At 71.7% G+C, this 17,666-nt stretch carries 16 protein-coding genes and 1 pseudogene; 9 read left to right on the top strand and 8 right to left on the bottom strand.

The annotated features are described in order from the left end of the window. Positions 1 to 84 precede the first annotated feature (84 nt). Complete coding sequence (locus ACVDFE_RS26135; RefSeq protein WP_360396702.1) at positions 85 to 1,290, top strand: GGDEF domain-containing protein; 1,206 nt, start codon at positions 85 to 87, stop codon at positions 1,288 to 1,290. Between the two features lie 19 nt (positions 1,291 to 1,309). Here the strand turns inward: ACVDFE_RS26135 and ACVDFE_RS26130 are convergent, their stop codons facing one another. Then, positions 1,310 to 2,152 carry an alpha/beta fold hydrolase gene (locus ACVDFE_RS26130; protein ID WP_458432225.1) on the bottom strand — a complete coding sequence of 281 codons (843 nt, stop codon included), beginning with the start codon at positions 2,150 to 2,152 and terminating at the stop codon, positions 1,310 to 1,312. Between the two features lie 10 nt (positions 2,153 to 2,162). Here ACVDFE_RS26130 and ACVDFE_RS26125 point away from each other — a divergent pair, with 10 nt between their 5' ends. After that, on the top strand, positions 2,163 to 2,627 hold the full coding sequence (locus ACVDFE_RS26125; RefSeq protein WP_458434398.1) for a PPOX class F420-dependent oxidoreductase: 465 nt from the start codon (positions 2,163 to 2,165) through the stop codon (positions 2,625 to 2,627). Between the two features lie 16 nt (positions 2,628 to 2,643). Here the strand turns inward: ACVDFE_RS26125 and ACVDFE_RS26120 are convergent, their stop codons facing one another. The 3 genes from ACVDFE_RS26120 to ACVDFE_RS26110 form a co-directional block, all read right to left on the bottom strand. Beyond that, positions 2,644 to 3,252 (bottom strand): VOC family protein, encoded by a 609-nt coding sequence (locus ACVDFE_RS26120; protein WP_458432224.1) that lies wholly within the window; start codon positions 3,250 to 3,252, stop codon positions 2,644 to 2,646. Between the two features lie 52 nt (positions 3,253 to 3,304). Next, the gene (locus ACVDFE_RS26115) at positions 3,305 to 5,305 is read right to left on the bottom strand and encodes a putative bifunctional diguanylate cyclase/phosphodiesterase (RefSeq protein ID WP_360396696.1); all 2,001 of its coding nucleotides are present in this window, start codon (positions 5,303 to 5,305) and stop codon (positions 3,305 to 3,307) included. Positions 5,306 to 5,377: 72 nt separating this feature from the next. Further along, on the bottom strand, positions 5,378 to 5,719 hold the full coding sequence (locus ACVDFE_RS26110; protein WP_030475304.1) for a hypothetical protein: 342 nt from the start codon (positions 5,717 to 5,719) through the stop codon (positions 5,378 to 5,380). Positions 5,720 to 6,000: 281 nt separating this feature from the next. Here ACVDFE_RS26110 and ACVDFE_RS26105 point away from each other — a divergent pair, with 281 nt between their 5' ends. Together ACVDFE_RS26105 and ACVDFE_RS26100 are read left to right on the top strand one after the other, a co-directional pair. Further along, positions 6,001 to 6,762, top strand: coding sequence for a glycerophosphodiester phosphodiesterase (locus ACVDFE_RS26105; protein WP_458432223.1), 762 nt, complete (start codon positions 6,001 to 6,003; stop codon positions 6,760 to 6,762). Between the two features lie 55 nt (positions 6,763 to 6,817). Beyond that, a pseudogene (locus ACVDFE_RS26100) lies at positions 6,818 to 8,228 on the top strand (MFS transporter). A 41-nt stretch (positions 8,229 to 8,269) separates the two neighbouring features. Here ACVDFE_RS26100 and ACVDFE_RS26095 read toward each other — a convergent pair. Together ACVDFE_RS26095 and ACVDFE_RS26090 are read right to left on the bottom strand one after the other, a co-directional pair. Next, entirely contained in the window at positions 8,270 to 9,145 is an 876-nt protein-coding gene (locus ACVDFE_RS26095; protein WP_458432222.1) for a hypothetical protein, read from the bottom strand. Continuing rightward, positions 9,142 to 9,474 carry a PadR family transcriptional regulator gene (locus ACVDFE_RS26090; protein ID WP_458432221.1) on the bottom strand — a complete coding sequence of 111 codons (333 nt, stop codon included), beginning with the start codon at positions 9,472 to 9,474 and terminating at the stop codon, positions 9,142 to 9,144. Before ACVDFE_RS26090 ends, ACVDFE_RS26095 begins: the two co-directional genes overlap by 4 nt. A 368-nt stretch (positions 9,475 to 9,842) precedes the next feature. Here ACVDFE_RS26090 and ACVDFE_RS26085 point away from each other — a divergent pair, with 368 nt between their 5' ends. From ACVDFE_RS26085 to ACVDFE_RS26070, 4 genes are all read left to right on the top strand, one after another. After that, complete coding sequence (locus tag ACVDFE_RS26085) at positions 9,843 to 10,559, top strand: thymidine kinase (protein ID WP_360396686.1); 717 nt, start codon at positions 9,843 to 9,845, stop codon at positions 10,557 to 10,559. Positions 10,560 to 10,796: 237 nt separating this feature from the next. After that, complete coding sequence (locus ACVDFE_RS26080) at positions 10,797 to 11,141, top strand: RNA polymerase-binding protein RbpA (protein WP_030466135.1); 345 nt, start codon at positions 10,797 to 10,799, stop codon at positions 11,139 to 11,141. 104 nt (positions 11,142 to 11,245) lie between these two features. After that, a complete protein-coding gene (locus ACVDFE_RS26075) occupies positions 11,246 to 11,644 on the top strand; it encodes an ASCH domain-containing protein (RefSeq protein ID WP_458432220.1) in 399 nt (132 codons plus the stop codon). A 30-nt stretch (positions 11,645 to 11,674) separates the two neighbouring features. Next, the gene (locus ACVDFE_RS26070) at positions 11,675 to 12,508 is read left to right on the top strand and encodes an aldo/keto reductase (RefSeq protein WP_458432219.1); all 834 of its coding nucleotides are present in this window, start codon (positions 11,675 to 11,677) and stop codon (positions 12,506 to 12,508) included. A 115-nt stretch (positions 12,509 to 12,623) separates the two neighbouring features. On the opposite strand, the gene ACVDFE_RS26065 is transcribed toward ACVDFE_RS26070, so the two are convergent. Beyond that, positions 12,624 to 13,253, bottom strand: a complete 630-nt coding sequence (locus ACVDFE_RS26065) for an HAD-IA family hydrolase (protein ID WP_360396681.1) — start codon at positions 13,251 to 13,253, stop codon at positions 12,624 to 12,626. 69 nt (positions 13,254 to 13,322) lie between these two features. Further along, the gene (locus ACVDFE_RS26060) at positions 13,323 to 14,492 is read right to left on the bottom strand and encodes an MFS transporter (protein ID WP_360396679.1); all 1,170 of its coding nucleotides are present in this window, start codon (positions 14,490 to 14,492) and stop codon (positions 13,323 to 13,325) included. A gap of 304 nt (positions 14,493 to 14,796) precedes the next feature. Here ACVDFE_RS26060 and ACVDFE_RS26055 point away from each other — a divergent pair, with 304 nt between their 5' ends. Continuing rightward, positions 14,797 to 17,640 carry a LuxR C-terminal-related transcriptional regulator gene (locus ACVDFE_RS26055; protein WP_458432218.1) on the top strand — a complete coding sequence of 948 codons (2,844 nt, stop codon included), beginning with the start codon at positions 14,797 to 14,799 and terminating at the stop codon, positions 17,638 to 17,640. The last annotated feature ends 26 nt before the right edge of the window (positions 17,641 to 17,666 follow it).

Genomic DNA, 17,666 nt, shown 5'->3' with positions numbered 1-17,666 from the left:
TGGTTCCTGATGGTTTTCGGTGGGGGTGGCAGCGTGCCTTGGCTCGACCCGCGCCGGTGGAAGCTATGGTCTCTTCCTCCTGTCGTGCTGACCTACGTCGTGACGATCTCCGTGACGGCGGCACTCGTCACGCTCGCAACCGCACGGCTTACCCCTGTCGAGGCGCGCTCGTGGACGTGGTTCGCGGCACTCGCCGTCGCCGCCCTGGTCCACCTGGAAGCGGCACGCGGCATCGAACGCATCCGCGAGATCTCCGTGGAGGGTGCCCCGCACGCGCAGATGCAGTCGGTGTGGCAGTTCGCGGGCGTGCTCGTACTCCCGATGCCACTGGTCGTCCTGCTGGTCGTGACCATCTACCTGCACGCGTGGCTGCGGGTCTACAAACGCCGGGCGGTCCTGTACCGGAAGCTGTTCTCCGCCGCCACTGTCATACTTGGATGTGCCGCAGCGCAATGGGTGCTGCACATGTTCTCGGCGTCAGCTCCGTCTGATCTGGACGGTCCACGTGGGCTGATCGCCCTCGCGGTGGCCGGGTTCCTCTACTGGTTCGTCAACTACGCCCTGGTCGTGGGCGCCATCATCATGACCAACCCGGCCAACCCGGTGAAGACCGCGCTCGGCCACGCCTCCGACGTCCTCATCGTCACCGCCTCCGTCGGCCTCGGCTCCGGCGTCGCCATCATCGCCACCGCACGACCGTGGCTCACGCCGATCCTGCTGCTCACCGTCCTGGCCCTGCACATGGGCCTGCTGCTGCCGCAGTTCCGCGTCGCCGCCCGCACCGACTCCAAGACCGGCCTGGTCGACGCCACCTTCTGGCACGACGTCGCCGAACGCGAGCTCGCCCGCGCCCGCCGCCTGACCTCCACCGTCGGCGTCCTCATCCTCGACATCGACCACTTCAAGGTCATCAACGACACCTACGGCCACCTCGCGGGCGACCGGGTCCTGCGCGCCATCGCCGACTCCGTCCGCCACGCCGTGCGCTCCTACGACCTCGTCGGCCGCTTCGGCGGCGAGGAGTTCGCCGTCCTGCTGCCCGGCGTCGGCACCGACGAGGTCCGCGCCACCGCCGAACGCATCCGCTTCGACATCGCCCGCCTCGAGGTCCCCGCCGTCGACCGCAGCGGCGAACCCCGCGTCATCACCGGCCTGACCGCCTCCGTGGGCGCGGCGGTGTTCCCCGACACCGCGACCGAGCTCAGCCCACTGCTGCTCGCCGCCGACGAAGCGCTCTACCGGGCCAAGAACTCCGGCCGCGACCGCGTGGCCACCGCACCCGCGTTCTGACCGGCCCCCAGGCGAACCCTCACGCGTCCAGGAACGCCGCGATCCGCGCCGACACCTCGTCCGGCTCCTCCACCCACGGGTAGTGCCCCACACCCTCGTGCACGGTCAGCACCGCGTCCGGGAACAGCTCCGCCAGCTCCCGGCACCGCCGCACCGGCGAGATCGGGTCCTCACCGCACGCGTACACCAGCACCGGGTGGTCGAACTCCACCAACGCCCGCCGCAGCACCCCCGGCACGAACGCGCCCTCGGCGTTGTAGCCCAGCGCCACCGGGTACTTCCACTGCCCCAGCTCCGCGGCCGCGTGCGCCCGCGCCCGCTCGTCCCACCGCGCGTACAGCAACGGGGACGCCGCCACCCGGTTCTCCACCGAGTCGTCACCGGCCGCGCTGCGCTCCAGCGCCTCCTGCGCCGCCGCGAACCACGGCTGATCGGCGCGAGCGGCGAGGAAGGTGTCCCAGTCGCTCTGCTCCGGCGACAGCCCCACCGACCGCAACGCCGGCGTGAGCAGCACCAACCGGCCCACCCGGTCCGGGAAGTCCGCCGCGTACCCCATGGCGATCCCCGCACCCGCCGAGTGCCCCAGCACGTCGACCCGCTCCAGCCCCAGGTGCCTGCGCAGCACCTCCACGTCCCGCACCAACATGTCCCGCCGGTAGGTGAACGCCTCCACCGGCTCGTCGGACTCACCGGTACCCCGGTTGTCCAGCACCACCAGCCTGCGGTGCCGGTCCAGCCCGCCCAGCGTCTCCAGGTACTCCGACGCCCTGCCGGGACCACCCGCCAGCACCAGCAGGGGAGCACCCTCCCCCACCTCCCGGTAGGCGAGCCGAGTACCGTCGAACGAGGTGAACCGTGCCATGCTGCACATCATGCCGAAGATCGCCACGACCGACCTCGTCGACCGGCCGCAGCTGCTCGAGTTCCTCCGCCCGCGCCACCACGGCGTCCTCATCACCCACCGCTCCAGCACCGGCGGCCCGCAGGTCTCCCCCGTCTCCTGCGGCGTCGACACCGGCGGCCGCATCGTCATCGCGACCTACCCGCAGCGCGCCAAGGTCCGCAACGCCCGCCGCAACCCCGCCGTCACCCTCTGCGTGCTCTCCGACGACTGGGACGGCCCCTACGTCCAGGTCGACGGCACCGCCGAGGTCCTCGACCTGCCGCACGCCCTCGACGACTTCGTCGAGTACTACCGCTGCATCGCGGGTGAGCACCCCGACTGGGACGAGTACCGCGCCGCCATGCGCCGCCAGGGCAAGGCCCTCCTCCGCGTCACCATCGACACCTGGGGCCCCATCGCCACCGGCGGCTTCCCACCCGAGCTCGACACCTGAGCACCGCGGACCGGGCTCAGACCGCCCAGGCACCGCCCCAGCCGCGGGGCCGCTCCAGCACCGCACACGCACCACCGTGCGGCCCCGAGATCGACGCGACCAGTCCGGTCGGCACGGTCGTCGGCCCCAGCAGCACCCGACCGTCCAACTCGGACACCCGCGCACACGCGTCCTCCACGCTGTCCACGGCGAAGTACGTCATCCACCCCGGCGCCCGCCCCGTCCGCAACCGGCCCGCCACCGCACGCCGATCACCCTGCCGCGCCGCCAGGAACACCGCGAAGTCCTCCGACCTCGCCTCCACGTCCCACCCCAGCGCCCCGGCCCAGAACGCGTCGTCGGGCCGCTCCACCACCAGCTCCACCCAGCAGGGCTCCCCCGCACGCGGCGCCGGCGCCCACGGACCGTGCAACACCCGGCCCACGTCCACACAGGACCCGTCCCCCAGCTCCCGCGCCCCGTCGTCACCGAACACCACGCGCCAGCCCGACTCCCCCACCGCCACCCGCGCAGCCAACCGGTCACCGACCCAGCCCGAGAACGAACCACCCGGCTCCGCGATCACCGTCCACCCCAGCACACCGGCGAAGAAGTCCACCGACACCTCGGGCTCGGCAACACCCAACTCAAGACGACGCAGACCACAAGACGACACGGGCATCCCATCAAGGCGGTGATCAGGAGCGCGCACCATCCTCTGCGCCGACCACCCGAGACGACAATGCACCATTCGGCGGCATGCGCTCCGCGTTCACCACCTCACGCAACGGCACCGGCCGGCCCAGGTGGAAACCCTGCCCCACCCGCACCCCCAACCGCCGCAACGCCTCCACCTGAGAAGGCCGCTCCACCCACTCCGCCACCGCCGACAACCCCAGCCCGTTCGCGATCTGCACGATCCCCGACACCAGCACCGCGTCCGCGTCGTTCGTCTCGATCCCCTTCACGAACTCACCGTCGATCTTGATCCCCGTGATCGGCAGGTGCTTCAGGTGCACGAACGACCCGAAACCGGAACCGAAGTCGTCCAGCGTGATCCGGCACCCGAACTGCCGCAGCCGCGTCGCCAGCGACACCGCCGCGTCCAGGTTCGTCACCGCCGCCGTCTCCGTGATCTCCAACCCCAACCGGCCCGGCGCCACCCCCGCACGCCCCAACCGGTCCAGCACGAACCCCGCGAAGTCCGGGTCCTCCAACGTCCGCCCCGACACGTTCACGTTGAACCGCAACGACGAGCTCGGCTCCGCCACCAGCGCGTCGATCGCCGTCGACAACACCCACCGGTCGACCTCCAGGATCAGGTTCGACCGCTCCGCCACCGGCAGGAAGTCCGCAGGCCCCAGGTACGGCTCCTGACCGTCCTCCAACCGCAGCAACAGCTCGTGCCCCAGCGTCTTGCCCGACTGCAGCTCCACCATCGGCATCCCGTACAACGCCAGACCCTCACCCGCGAGCGCCTGCCGCAACCGGTCCAGCACCGACACCCGCTTCACCGTGTCCGCGTAGTGGTTCGGCTCGTACACCGTCACCCGGTCCCGGCCCGCCGCCTTCGACGCGTACAACGCCAGGTCCGCGTTCGCCAGCACCAGCTCCCACGAGTCACCCGGCCCGTACTCCGCCAGCCCCGTGCTCACCGTGATCCGCGCCGGCGTCCCGATCCCCGCCAGCGGAAAACCCGCCACCGCGTCGCGCAACCCGTCCGCCACCGCACCCGCGTCCCGCGCAGAGGACCCCGGCAGCACCACCGCGAACTCGTCACCACCCAGCCGCGCGATCAACTGCTCACCCAGCCGCGACTGCAGCGCCGACGCCAGCATCCGCATCACCCGGTCACCCACCGCGTGCCCGCGCAGGTCGTTGACGTCCTTGAAGTTGTCCAGGTCCAGCACCAGCAACGCACCGGACCCGTTGTTCGCCAGCTCCTTCTCCAACGCCCGCGTCAGCGCACGCCGGTTCGGCAACCCCGTCAACGGGTCCTGCTCGGCCATCCGCACCAGCTCGTCGTGCACCCGGCTCGACTGCGTCACGTCGTGCGCCGTCCCCAACGCCCGCAACGGCGCCCCGGTCTCGTCGACCACGACCTCACCGAAGCACTCGAACACCCGCTCCGCACCGTCCGGGCGCAACATCCGGTGCGTGTAGGTGAACACCGACCCCGTCTTGAGCGCCGTGTCCAGCTTCTCCTCGATCATCGGCAGGTCGTCGGGGTGCACCAGCTGCGCGTACATCTCGAAGTCGAACGCCGTGCCCGGCGCGAACCCGAACATCTCCAGCAACGTGTCCGACCACGTCACCCGGTCCTCCGAGATCGACCACTCCCACGTGCCCATCCGGCCCAGCGCCTGCGCCCGCCGCAGCGCGTCCGCCTCCTGCGTCACCGTCAGCTCCCGGTCACGCCACGTCGACACGTCCACGACCTCGTACATCAGGTCGTCACCCAAACGGCTGCACCGCACCTCGAGCCACCGCGGCCCCGGCGCCAGCACCTCCCGCGCGGGCGACGGCCCCTCCGGCACCCCCGGCAGCAACGCGGGCAACGACCGCCCGTACGCCTGCTCGACCGGCACACCCAGCACAGCGCCCAGCGCGCGGTTGCACCACAACAGGCTGCCGCGCGCATCCGTCACGGCATAGCCGACATCCGCCCGGTCGAGCACCGTGCGGCAATAGGAGGTCACGCGCGTCATGATCGTCCGATCACCGGACGTAAGCAACCCGCTACGCCGGTTGGTTCGCTGGAGTGCGAACGGCTAACGCAGCCGCTCCAACCCCTTCGCCGACTCCACCAACTCCGCCGCCAACTTGCGCAGCTCCTCGTTCTCCGCACCGTCCTGCGCCGCCGTCACCACGTCCTCCGCGGCACACCGCAGCTGGAACAGCCGGTCCTGCAAGTCTGCCAACTCCGCCGTGCTGAGCACCACGGCGTCCTCGGGGAGCCCACCGCGCTGCAACGCCGCCCGCCGCTCGTACGCCCGCTGGCGACACGGCTGAGCACAGTACCTGCGCGGCCGGCCGATCCGCCCACTCCCCGGCAACCGCCGCCCGCACCACGCGCAGTGCCTGGGCTCATCCGCCTCCATGGAGCGCTCCATGGCGCGCGACGGTAGCGGGTGAGCTGGGGTGGGCGTAAGCGACGCGCCACAAACCCCGACGTTCGTAGGGAACCGGACAGCACCGGTCGCGCGATTGGTCCCATTCCGCCACGGACCTGCTCGGCTTCTTCCTGGTTGTTTTCGGTCTTGAGGTGTGTTGAGAGCGTGACCACCTTGGAGTGTTAATTTTGGTTTGCACTGAAACCATAGAATTGAACAAGAAAGTGGTGCGCCACCCAACCGCCACCTCACGGCCGGCTTCGCCAGGCACACTCGCACCCGTGACCCACCCCTACCTCGCCGGCCCGCACCCGCGGGCCTTCGCCCACCGCGGCTGGCACCTCGACGACCTCACCGGCATGGAGAACTCGCTGAGCTCGTTCCGCCGCGCCGCCCGGGAGGGCTACCACTACGTCGAGACCGACGTGCACGCCACCAGCGACGGCGAGGTCGTCGTCCACCACGACCACACCCTCGACCGCACCACCGACGGCGAAGGCGTGGTCTCCGCACTCCCCTGGGCCCGGGTCCGCGACGCCCGCGTCGGCGGCCGCGAACCCATCGCCCGCCTCGCCGACGTCCTGGAGGAACTGCCCGAGACGTTCTTCAACATCGACGTCAAGGCCGACAACGCCGTCGAACCCGTCGTCACGCTGCTGCGCAAGACCGGGGCACTGCACCGGGTCTGCCTCGCGAGCTTCTCCGACCACCGCCTCGCCCGCCTGCGCCGCCTCGGCGGAGCAGGCCTGCTCACCTCCATGGGCCCCCGCTCCGCCGGCGCGCTGTGGGCAGCACGCCGCGTCCCGTTCGCCGGGCTCGCCGTCCGCGGCCAGGTCGCCCAGGTCCCCCGCAGCCAGGGCCGCCTCACCGTCGTCGACCGCCGCTTCGTCGCCGCAGCCCACAAAAGGGCCCTCGAGGTGCACGTGTGGACGATCGACGACGAGGCCGACATGCGCGCCCTGCTCGACCTCGGAGTCGACGGCCTGGTGACCGACCGGCCCGACGTCCTGCGCGACGTCCTGCGCTCACGTGGCGACTGGTAACAGGTTGGACAGTCACCGGATCGGGTGAGTCGGCGGACAAGTACAGTCCGCCGACATGAAGGTCAAGGGCGACGACCCCACTGACGCCACCACCGCCGGCCGCCGCAGGGAACAGCGCGGCTGGGTCTGGTACGACGTGGCGAACTCCGTGTTCCCCACGTCCGTGATCACCGTCTTCCTCTCGCTGTACCTCACCAGCATCGCCGAGAACGCCGCCAAGGCCGACAGCGCGCTCAACGGCGCCACCCCGTGCGCCGGCGACAACGCCTTCGACCGCTGCGACGTCACGCTGCTCGGGCTGCAGTTCCCCGCCGGGTCCCTGTGGGGCTACCTGCTCTCCGTCGCCACGGTGGTCCAGGTCCTCGTCCTGCCGGTCATGGGCGCCATCGCCGACCGCACCCAGAACAAGAAGAAGATGCTCGGCGCCTTCGCCTTCACCGGCTCGGCCGCCACCATCGCCCTCGCCACCGTCGAGGGCACCAACTGGAAGCTCGGCGTCCTCCTCTTCGTCATCGCCAACATCTGCTACGGCTCCAGCGTCGTCGTCTACTACGCGTTCCTGCCCGAGATCGCCACCCCCGACGAACGCGACGCCGTCTCCAGCCGCGGCTGGGCCTTCGGCTACCTCGGCGGCGGCGTGGCGCTCGCGGTCCAGCTGGGCATCACGCTCTCGGCCGACTCGCTGGGCATCAGCTCCGGTGACGCCGCGCGCATCGCGTTCGTCATCTCCGGCATCTGGTGGGCCGCGTTCACGATCATCCCGCTGCGCGCCCTCACCGAGCACCAGAACCCGCACGGCCGCGAACACGGCACCTCGGTCATCTCCGCCGGCTTCAAGGAACTCGGCACGACCCTGCGCCAGGCCAAGGCCTTCCCGCTCACCCTCGCGTTCCTGGGCACCTACCTGATCTACACCGACGGCATCGCCACCGTCGCGAACGTCTCCGCGCAGTACGGCAGCGTCGAGCTGCAAGTTCGAGCAGCAGACGCTGATCACCGTGATCCTGATCGTCCAGTTCGTCGCCTTCCTCGGCGGCGTGCTGCACGGCTTCGTCGCCAAGCGCGTCGGCGCGAAGAAGACGATCCTCGGCTCGCTGCTCGTGTGGATCGTCGTCATCACCGCGGCGTTCTTCGTGCAGGCCGGTGACGAGATGCAGTTCTACCTCGTCGCCGCCGGCATCGGCATCGTCCTGGGCGGCACGAACGCGTTGTCGCGCAGCCTGTTCAGCCAGATGGTCCCGCCAGGACGCGAGGCGCAGTACTTCTCGCTCTACGAGGTCGGCGAGCGCTCCACCAGCTGGCTCGGCCCGCTGGTGTTCGCGGGCGTCGGCCAGGCCACCGGCAGCCTGCGGCCCGCGATCCTCGCGCTGATCATCTTCTTCGTCGCCGGCTTCGTCCTGCTCATCTTCGTGCCGGTCCGCAGGGCCATCAAGGCCGTCGGCAACCCCGAACCCACCCTCGTCTGACCCGCCCAGGGGCGCTGACCGCGGTCAGCGCCCCTTCCCCGTCACGACAACGCCACCCGCGCCCGCCGCACCGGCGCGACCACGCTCCCCACCAACGGCACGGCCAGCGCGCACACCACCCAGGTCACCTCGCCGGCCAGCAGCACCGCGACCGGCACCAGCAGCAACGCCGCGAAGACCGACAGCGCCCTCCCCAGCACCACATCCCCGCGCACGTAGGCGACCACGCGCACCGCGACCGCCAGCAGCGCCACGACCACCAGCCCGACTCCCGGCGCGAGCCCGGCACCCAGCCCCAGCACCAGCGCTCCCCCACCCCACCACGCCAGCCGGCGCGCAGGCGGCGTCGGCGCCTCCCGGTGGAAACCCAGGCACAGGCACGCGAACAGCACCAGCGTCGGCACCTGGAACGCCAGCGAGAACAGCACCGGCCCCGGTTCCGACAGCGCCACCACGACCGGCACCACCGCAAGCGCGGCCACCACCTTCGCCACCGTGCGCCTGCCCGCCAGCAGCGCCGCGAACGCCACGACCGGCGCGAGCTCGAACCACCGCACGGACGCGGCCGGCGGCACCCACGGCGAACCGCCGCGGGTCAGCACCAGGTGCAGGGCGGCGGCACCGGCGTAGAACACGCCCAGCAGCAGCCCCAGCACCCCCAGGGCGCGCACGACCTCACCGCGCCACCGCGCCCGGTCCGGCACGTGCACCAGCGCCGCGCCGGCGGCCAGGTGGGTGCGCACCCCCAGGCCCAGCGTCGCCCACGTCTCCCCCCAGCCCGGCCAGCTGTGCTCCAGGTCCAGCTCGTCGGTCCGCTCGGCGAGGAAGATGCTGACCATCTCCTCCTCGCGGTCACGCCGGTACCAGCCCGGCAGGACCTTCAGCAGCCGCCGGTAGCGGCGCTCCAGGTTGCTCATGCCTCGATCCCCCTCCCCCGCAGCACCGCCGCCGCCGCGCGCACGTTCGCGCCGAGCCTGGCGACCTCCGCCTGCAACGCCCGCACCCCCGAGTCGGTGAGCCGGTAGTAGCGCCGCAGGCGGCCCTGGTGGACCTCCTCGCGGTCGCGCTCGGCCAGGCCGTCGGCCACCAGCCGGTCCAGCACCCCGTACAGCGTGCCGACGCGCAGCATGGTCCGGCCCTGCGACAGCTGCTCCACCGCCTGCACGATCGCGTACCCGTGCAGCGGCTCCTCGGCCAGTGCGGTGAGCACCAGGAACGCCTGCTCGGACATGATCCGACCACTCATGTCCCTGAATATATCGCGACGCGAGCTATATCGGGAAGCCGGACATCGGCGAAGTGCTTGTTTCAGTCAACACTGAAGTCATGGAGATTCTGAAAACAATTGTTCCAATCCCATGGCGCAGCGAACCGGCCTGGTATCGGCGGTGGAGGTGTATTCAAACGTGATGTTTCGGCCCCCGGCGCACCGGCTATCTCCAGCCCACCGGAGGCCGGCGAGCACAACAGGAGGAGCACGATGGACAACGACACAGCGCGGGGACGCCGCGGTGCCGGTCGGCGTTGATCAGCCGATTCCTGTTGATCACCGGCCAGGCACTAGGGTGACCCGCCGTGGACGCCCTACCCGATCCGACAGACGCCCTGTCCGCCGTGCCCGTAGCGGGTTCGCGGCGGACCACCCCGGTGGTGGGGCACCTGAAGTTCTTCTTCGGCCCGATGGACTGCGGCAAGTCCACGCTCGCCCTGCAGATCGACCACAACAACTCGCGGCAGGGCCGGCGCGGCCTGCTGCTGGTGCGGCACGACCGGTCGGGGCGTCCGCAGATCTCCAGCCGCATCGGCATCACCAGAGAGGCCGCGGAGATCCGCGACGACGATCTCCGCCGGCTGGTGCGCGCCGAGTGGGCGCAGGGCCGCCGGGTGGACTACCTGATCGTGGACGAGGCGCAGTTCCTCACCCCCGTCCAGGTGGAGCAGCTGGCCGAGCTCGCGGACGACGTCCAGGTCGACGTCTACTGCTTCGGGCTCGCCACCGACTTCCGCGGGGAGATGTTCCCGGGCTCGCAGCGGCTGTTCGAGCTCGCGGACGAGCTGAAGGCGATCCAGGTCGAGGTCCTGTGCTGGTGCGGGGTGCCGGGACGGTTCAACGCGCGGGTGCGGGCCGGACGGGTGATCCGGGCCGGGGACACGGTTCTGGTGGCCGACACGGTGCCGGACACGGAACAGCACCGATCGGGTACGGACAGCAACTGTGTAACCGATACCACGGAAACTACTGTCCGCTACCAGGTCCTCTGTCGGCGTCACTTTCGGCTAGGTGATCTGGGTCCTGACGTCGCACAAAGTGGTCAACTCCGGTTGGCGTGATCGACTTCCCAGCGGCCTGCTAGGCCATTAGAGTGACGCATAAGCCCAGTAGCTTGATAACGCGTCACGATCCTTGAGCGATCGCATCCATTAGTAGGAAGCCTTCGTTGACGAGTGAACGACGTCACTGTGGGCAACCATGAGAGCGAACCGGAAACAAACGGAGCAATCCGGGCGTTGCACACGGTGAGCAAGAAGCCTGGGCCCCGGCCCTGAGCCGAGCGAAAGGACACCGCCATGGCCGACCGCGTTTTGCGTGGAAGCCGGCTCGGAGCAGTCAGCTACGAGACCGACCGCAACCACGATCTCGCTCCGCGCCGGGCAGCGCGGTACGCCTGCCCCAAGGGACACGACTTCGAGGTCCCGTTCTCCGACGACGCCGAGCTGCCTCCGACGTGGGAGTGCCGTCTGCACGGCACCGAGTCGAAGATCATCGACGGTGTCGAGCCGGAGGTGAAGAAGGTCAAGCCGCCGCGCACGCACTGGGACATGCTCCTGGAGCGCCGGTCGATCCCCGAGCTCGAGGAGCTGCTCGACGAGCGCCTTGAAGAGCTGCGCGGACGCCGCACCCGCACGGCCTGACCCGAGCACAGACGCTCAAGCCGTCCCGGTCGCCTTCCGGGGCGGCTTTTTGCGTGCCCGGAAAGCCGCACGCGGCGCACCGGGTGCGGCCTAGGATCTTGATCATGTGGCCACGCCTGGACGGACTGCGCACGCTCGAGCTCGGCCTGCCCGGTGAGCACCGCGACCGGCTCACCGCCCTGGTGCTCGCCGGGACGAAGCAGGCCACCGCCGGTCTGCTGGCCGGCTACACCGGTGAGGGTGAGCTGCCCGAGCACGTCGGTGAGCGGCTGGTGCTCGTGGACAGCGCCGGTGACCGGCTCGCGGTGGTCGAGGTGACGGCCGTGCTCGTGACGCCGTTCGACCTGGTCGGCTGGGAGCTCGCCGAGGCGGAGGGCGAGGGGTTCACCTCGGTGGAGCACTGGCGGGAGGTGCACGCCGGGTTCTGGGCGGAGCACGGCGGTGGCCGGCCCAGCGGACGGGCACCTGTCGTGTGCGTGTGGTTCCGGCTGATCAACGGGTGACAAGCGCGGTGCGGCGGGCATCCTGTGCGCATGACGACCACGCACGTGCGGCTGCCCTCCGGTGAGTCCATCCCCTCCCTCGGCCTGGGCACGTGGCACCTGGGTGAGTCGCGGGCGGCGCGCGCGGACGAGGTGACCGCGCTGCGGCTGGGCCTCGACCTGGGCATGACGCTGGTCGACACCGCCGAGATGTACGCCGACGGTGGCGCCGAGGAGGTCGTGAGCGAGGCCGTCGAGGGGCGGCGGGATGAGGTGTTCCTCGTGTCGAAGGTGCTCCCCCGCAACGCCAGCGCGGCGGGCACCGTGCGGGCGTGCGAGGCGAGCCTGCGGCGGCTCGGCACCGACCGGATCGACCTGTACCTGCTGCACTGGCGGGGGCGGGTGCCGTTCGAGCAGACCCTCGACGGGTTCGCCGCGCTCGTCGAGGCGGGCAAGATCCGGCACTGGGGCGTCAGCAACTTCGACGTGGCCGACATGAGTGAGCTGACGGCGTTGTCCGGGTTCTGCCAGACCGACCAGATCCTCTACAACCTCAGCCGCCGCGGGCCGGAGCACGACCTGCTGCCGTGGTTGGCGGAGCGGTCCATCTCGGTCATGGCCTACTCCCCCGTCGAGCAGGGCCGGTTGCTGCGTTCACCGGTGCTGGCGGAGGTCGCCCGCCGCCACGACGCCTCCCCCGCGCAGGTCGCGCTGGCGTGGGTGCTGCGCCGGCCCGGTGTCACCGCCATCCCCAAGTCCAGCTCCCCGGAGCACGTGCGGGAGAACGCCGCGGCCGTGGACCTCGACCTCACCGTCCAAGACCTGTCCGACCTCGACACGGCCTTCCCTCCCCCGGACGGCCCCGAACCCCTGGACGTCCTCTAACCGCTCCCCCGCATCTGCAAGTACCACCAACTCGACATCAACAGGCTCGTAACCACCGCCAACAGCACCTCCGGCCCCTGCGGGTGGCGAACAGGTTGGTGGTACTTGCAGATGCTCAGGCCGGGGTGCGGACGTGGAGGGTCACGCGGTCTCCCGCGAGCTCGAAGCGGACGTGGGAGAGGTCGGGCACGACGATGTCGGCGTCCAGGTCGGTGCCGACGCCCAGCGTGGTGCAGCCGGCGGCACGGCCGGAGGCGAGGCCCGAGGCGGTGTCCTCCACGGCCAGGCAGCGGCGCGGGTCGACGTGGAGCTGTTCGGCGGCCTTGAGGTACGGGACGGGTTCGGGTTTGCCGCGGTCGACGTCGTCGGCGGTCACCAGCACGTCGGTCACGGGTAACCCGGCGGCGGTCGTGCGGGCGTCGGTCACGTCACGGGTGCAGGAGGTGACGATGGCCTTGCGGTCGCCGACGGCGGTGGTCGCGTCGAGCGCGCCGGGCAGCACGACGACGCCGTCGAGGTCGTGGGTGGCGATGTGCGAGTAATGGGCGAGGCCCGACTCGTGCCGGTCCGGTGGCAGCAGGGCGGCGACGATGTCCTTGGCGGGCTTGCCTTCCGTGCCGGCGAGGCGGGCCGGGTCGACGCCTTCCTCCTCGGCCCAGCGGTGCCACGCCCTGCGCACGGCGGCGGTGGAGTCGATCAGGGTGCCGTCCATGTCGAACAGGACGGCGTCGAATTCGAGTCCCATGGTCATCCCTTCGATCCGGTGGTGCAGGGGTCACGGCGGTCACGACCGGCTGGCCTCACCGCGGTGCTGTTACTTCGCTGTGGTGTCCGCGAGCTCGCGGCGCGCGACCTGGCGGACGAGCAGCACGACGAAGCCCAGTGCCACGAGGCTGAGTGCCGCGCCGAGCACGGCCACGCCGGGCAGGCCGAACTGGTCGAGTGCGATGCCGCCGAAGCCGGCGCCCGCGACGATGCCGATGTTGAACGCCGAGACGGCGAACGAGACCGCGAGCTCGCCGCCCTCCCCCGCCGCCTGGAACAGCGCGGCCTGCACCGCCGGGACGAACGACCAGGCGGCCAGCTGCCACACCACGACGAGCGCGATGGTCTGGAGGGCGCTGGTGGACATCGGCAGCACGGCGAGCAGGGCCACGGAGGTGATGGCGGAGGTGATGAGCAGCGTCTTGCGGGAGTCGGTGTCGGCTCCCTTGCCGCCGATGACGTTGCCGACCACGGCGCAGACACCGGCGATGACGAGCACGACGATGACCATCGTGCTGTCGAGGCCTGCGCGCTGTTCCAGCAGTGGCACGAGGTAGGTGTAGACGGTGAACGAGGCACCCCAGAACAGGGTGATCGCGGCGAGGCCGATGAGCACGGGCGCGGTGCGGATGGCGCGCAGGCGGACCTTGAGCGGCGGGCCGTCGTCGGCACCGGTGGGCGGCAGTGCGATGGCGATGAACGCCAGTGACAGCAACGCCATGCCGCCGATGACGAGCATCGGGACCCGCCAGCCCATCTGGTGGCCGAGCAGGGTGCTGATGGGCACGCCCAGCGCGGTGGCGGTGTTGACGCCGGCCTGGATCGTGGCGATCTTCGAGGCGCGCTTCTCCTCCCCGCCCAGGCGGGCGGCGGCACCGATGGCGGTGGCCAGGTAGAGGCCCATCATGGCGCCGGAGAGGATGCGCGAGCCCAGCAGGACCGCGTAGTTGGGTGCGAGCCCGGCGGTGAGGTGCCCGACGGCGAACACGATGAGCGCGCCGAACAGGACCTTGCGCCGGTCCATCCGGTGGCAGGCGGCGGCGAGCACCGGGGCGCTGATGGCGAACGCGACGGCGTTGAGCGTCACCAGCTGGCCCGCGGCCGCCTCCGACACGTTCAGGTCACGCGCGATCTGGGGCAGCAGTCCGACGACGGCGAATTCGGTGCACGCCACCGCGAACGCGCCGCTGAACAAAGCCCATATCCAAATCCTCTTCACTGCCCCCTCCAGGCGTGCGCGTCGACAACGCAATTGCGCAGAGGGTTCTCAGCTCGCTTCACGGCTAAGCAAATTTCCCCGTGACGGACTACGGGGTCCCGCAGGCATTCGGCGCGGGTCCGGTGGATCTGCGCGTATTTTCGCACGTAGGACCAACCACAGTCGTCACGGGATCAGCCCAGCCACGGATGTCCGATTAGCACCTGGATGGGCGGTTCAAGCGGGTGAGCGAGTGGGTACGTGCAGTAGTACCGCGGCGCCTGAGGGTGACGACGCGCCACGTCCGCCGACGGGGAGGACCTCTGTGCTCAAGGACGTCGAGCAGCCCGCCACAGCACCGTCCACACAGCGAACACCGGGACCACAGCGAACACCGGGAGCACCGCGAACACCCGGCAGCCCCGAGCTCGTCACCGCTGCCCTCGCCGCACTCGAACGCGGCGAGGGCAGCGTGCTCGTTGCCGAGCAGCACGGCGTGCTGGGGCGCAGAGCGCTGGTCGGGCACGCGCGGGCCGAGGCCGCGCGCAGGGGCACGAGAGTGGTGCACGGGCGCGCGACCCACGTCGACCGGGTGGCACCGCTGTCCACGCTCAGAGCGGCGCTCAGCGCCGGGGTGCCCAACGCCCACCGCGACTTCGACGTCGACCACCTGACCGCGTTGCGGCAGGTCAGAGCACAGCTGGTGGGGCTGGCCGGTGACGGCGGCGTGCTGGTGTGCCTGGACGACTTCCACCACGCCGACGACGCGACGGCGCTGGCGCTGCGGGTGCTGATCCCCGGTCTGGCGACCACCCCGGTGCTGTGGCTGCTCTCGCTGCGCCCGGCGCAGGCCTCCCCCGCCGTGCGCGGGGTCGTCGACGTGCTCCTGGACGCCGGTGCGCGGCTGCTGCCCGCGCGGTGGCCGACCGGGGACGACGCGCGGCACCTGTGCGCACAGGTGCTCGGCGCCGAGCCCGACCCGGCCGTGGTCGCGATCGCGACGGACGTCGACGGTGACGCGGAACGGGTCCTGCGCGCGTTGCACGAGGCCGGGCACATCCAGGTCGGCGGTGGTACGGCGGTGCTCGCCGCCGGCGCCGACCGGCAGCCGCTGCCGTCCTGGCTGGTCGCGGACGTCCGCGCCGCCCTGGGTGACCTGGCCGCGACCCCCACCGCCGTGCTGCACGCCGGGGCGGTGCTGGGCAGGGCGTTCACCGTGCACGAGGCGGCCGCGTTGTTGCGCAAGCCGGTGCCCGAGCTGCTGCAGGCCGCCGCGCAGCTGGTCGAGGCCGGGGTGCTGGCACCGGATGCCGGAGGCCTGGCCTTCCGCAGCGAGCTGGTGCGCCGGGTGGTGTATGCGGGGCTGGCCGAGCCGGTGCGGGTCGCGCTGCACCGCGAGGCCGCCGACGTCGTCGCCGCGGAGGGCGGTGCGCCGGCGGAGGTCGTGCGCCACCTCGAACGCGGTGGCCGCCGCGGTTCGCCCGCGGTGGTCGAGGCGCTGCGCAAGGCCGTGCGGGAACGCACCGGTGGCCCGGTCGAGGCCGCCGAGCTGGCGGTGAAGCTGCTGGACGTGGTCGGTGACGACCACCCCGGCGGTGACGAGCTGGTGGTGGAGGCGGTGCGGCTGCTCGCGCTGGCCGGGCGCACGGGCGAGGCCTGGGACCTGGCGGTGCGGGCGCTGAGCCGGGTGCCCGGCCCCGCCACGCAGACGCGGCTGGTCTGCGCGCTGGGCGAGCTGGCCGACGGCCGCGACCCCGGTCACGACCACGTGGTCGTGGAGTACGCGCGGCGCGCGCTGGCCCGGCCGGACCTCGACGACCAGCACCGGGCCGACCTCGCGGCGGTGCAGGCCTACCGGCTCGCGGCCGCCGGGCACACCGACGCTGCGGAGAGCGCCGCGGCACGGGCGCGGGCAGCCGGTGGTGAGGCGGTGGTGTTCGGGTCCGCGGCACGGGCGCAGGTCGCGTTGCGCCGCGGTGAGCTGAGCCGGTCGCTGGAGCTGGCCAGGGCCGCCGTGCGGGAGGCCGACCGGACCGGGCCGTTCCCGCGCAGGCACCACTCCCGGTTGTGGCTGTGCGCGCCGCTGGTGGCGCTGGACCGGTTCGACGAGGTGCACTCGACGCTGACCGTGGTGGCCGGTGAGTCGGCCCAGCTGGGGACGGCGTGGCCGATGCCGCGCTGGCAGTACCACCGGGCCAGGGCGCACCTGGCCAGCGGCCGGCTGCGCACCGCGGAGTCCGACGCCGAGCTGGCGGTGCGCAGCGCCAGGGACCGGCCGTTCACGCCGCTGCTGGGGCGGGCGTTGCTGCTGCTCGCGGAGATCCGCACGGGGCTGGGTGACCTGGGGGCGGCCGAGGCGAACCTGCGGGAGGCCGAGCAGGTCGGCGGCCGCGGTGCCGGGGCGGCCCGGCTGGCGTGGCGGCGGGTGCTGTGGCTGTGCGCGGCTGACCGGCACGACGAGGCGGCCGAGGTCGCCGAGGGGCTGCTCAGCGGCGCGGACCTGCTGGCGATCACGGCCACCGCGCCGTCCCCGGTCGCACCGGTGCTGGTAGGGCTGGCCCGCCGGCGCGCCGACGAGCACCGCGTCGACCAGGTCGTGCGGGTCGCGCAGCAGCTCAGCGAGCTCAACCCCGGTGTGCTGGGCGTGGCCGCCGCGGCCGCGCACGCCACGGGCCTGCGCGACGGTGACCCGGACGCGGTGGTCCGCGCCGCGGAGCTGAACCGGCTGAGCGACCGGCGGGCGGCCGCCGCGGCCGCACTGGCCGACGCGGGCAGGCTGGCCCGTGCCCACGACGACCCCGACCGGGCCCGTGAGCTGCTGGAGCAGGCACGGCAGACGTGGGCGGCGTGCGGTGTCCCGCTGGCCCCCGGCCGCACCGGCAGCTACCTCGCCGACGGCCCCCGGCAGACCCGCCCGCCGCGGGACGCGGTACCGGAGCCGTCGCTGGAGCTGTGGGCGAGCCTCACCGAGACCGAGGTGCGGGTGGCCCGGCTGGTCGCCCAGGGCCTGACGAACAAGGCGATCGCCACCCGGCTGACCCTCTCCCCCAACACCATCGGCACGCACGTGCGCAACGCGTTCACGAAGCTGCAGGTCACCAACCGGGTCGAGCTGGCGCTGCAGGTCATCGCCCACGACCGCGACCGCGCACCCCGCCGCACCCCCTGACCGACCCCGACCTTCGAACGCCCGCC

The sequence above is a fragment of the Lentzea chajnantorensis genome (assembly GCF_054300775.1).
The sequence above is the reverse complement of the archived record's forward strand: the minus strand, read 5'-3'. Positions and strand labels throughout refer to the sequence as shown.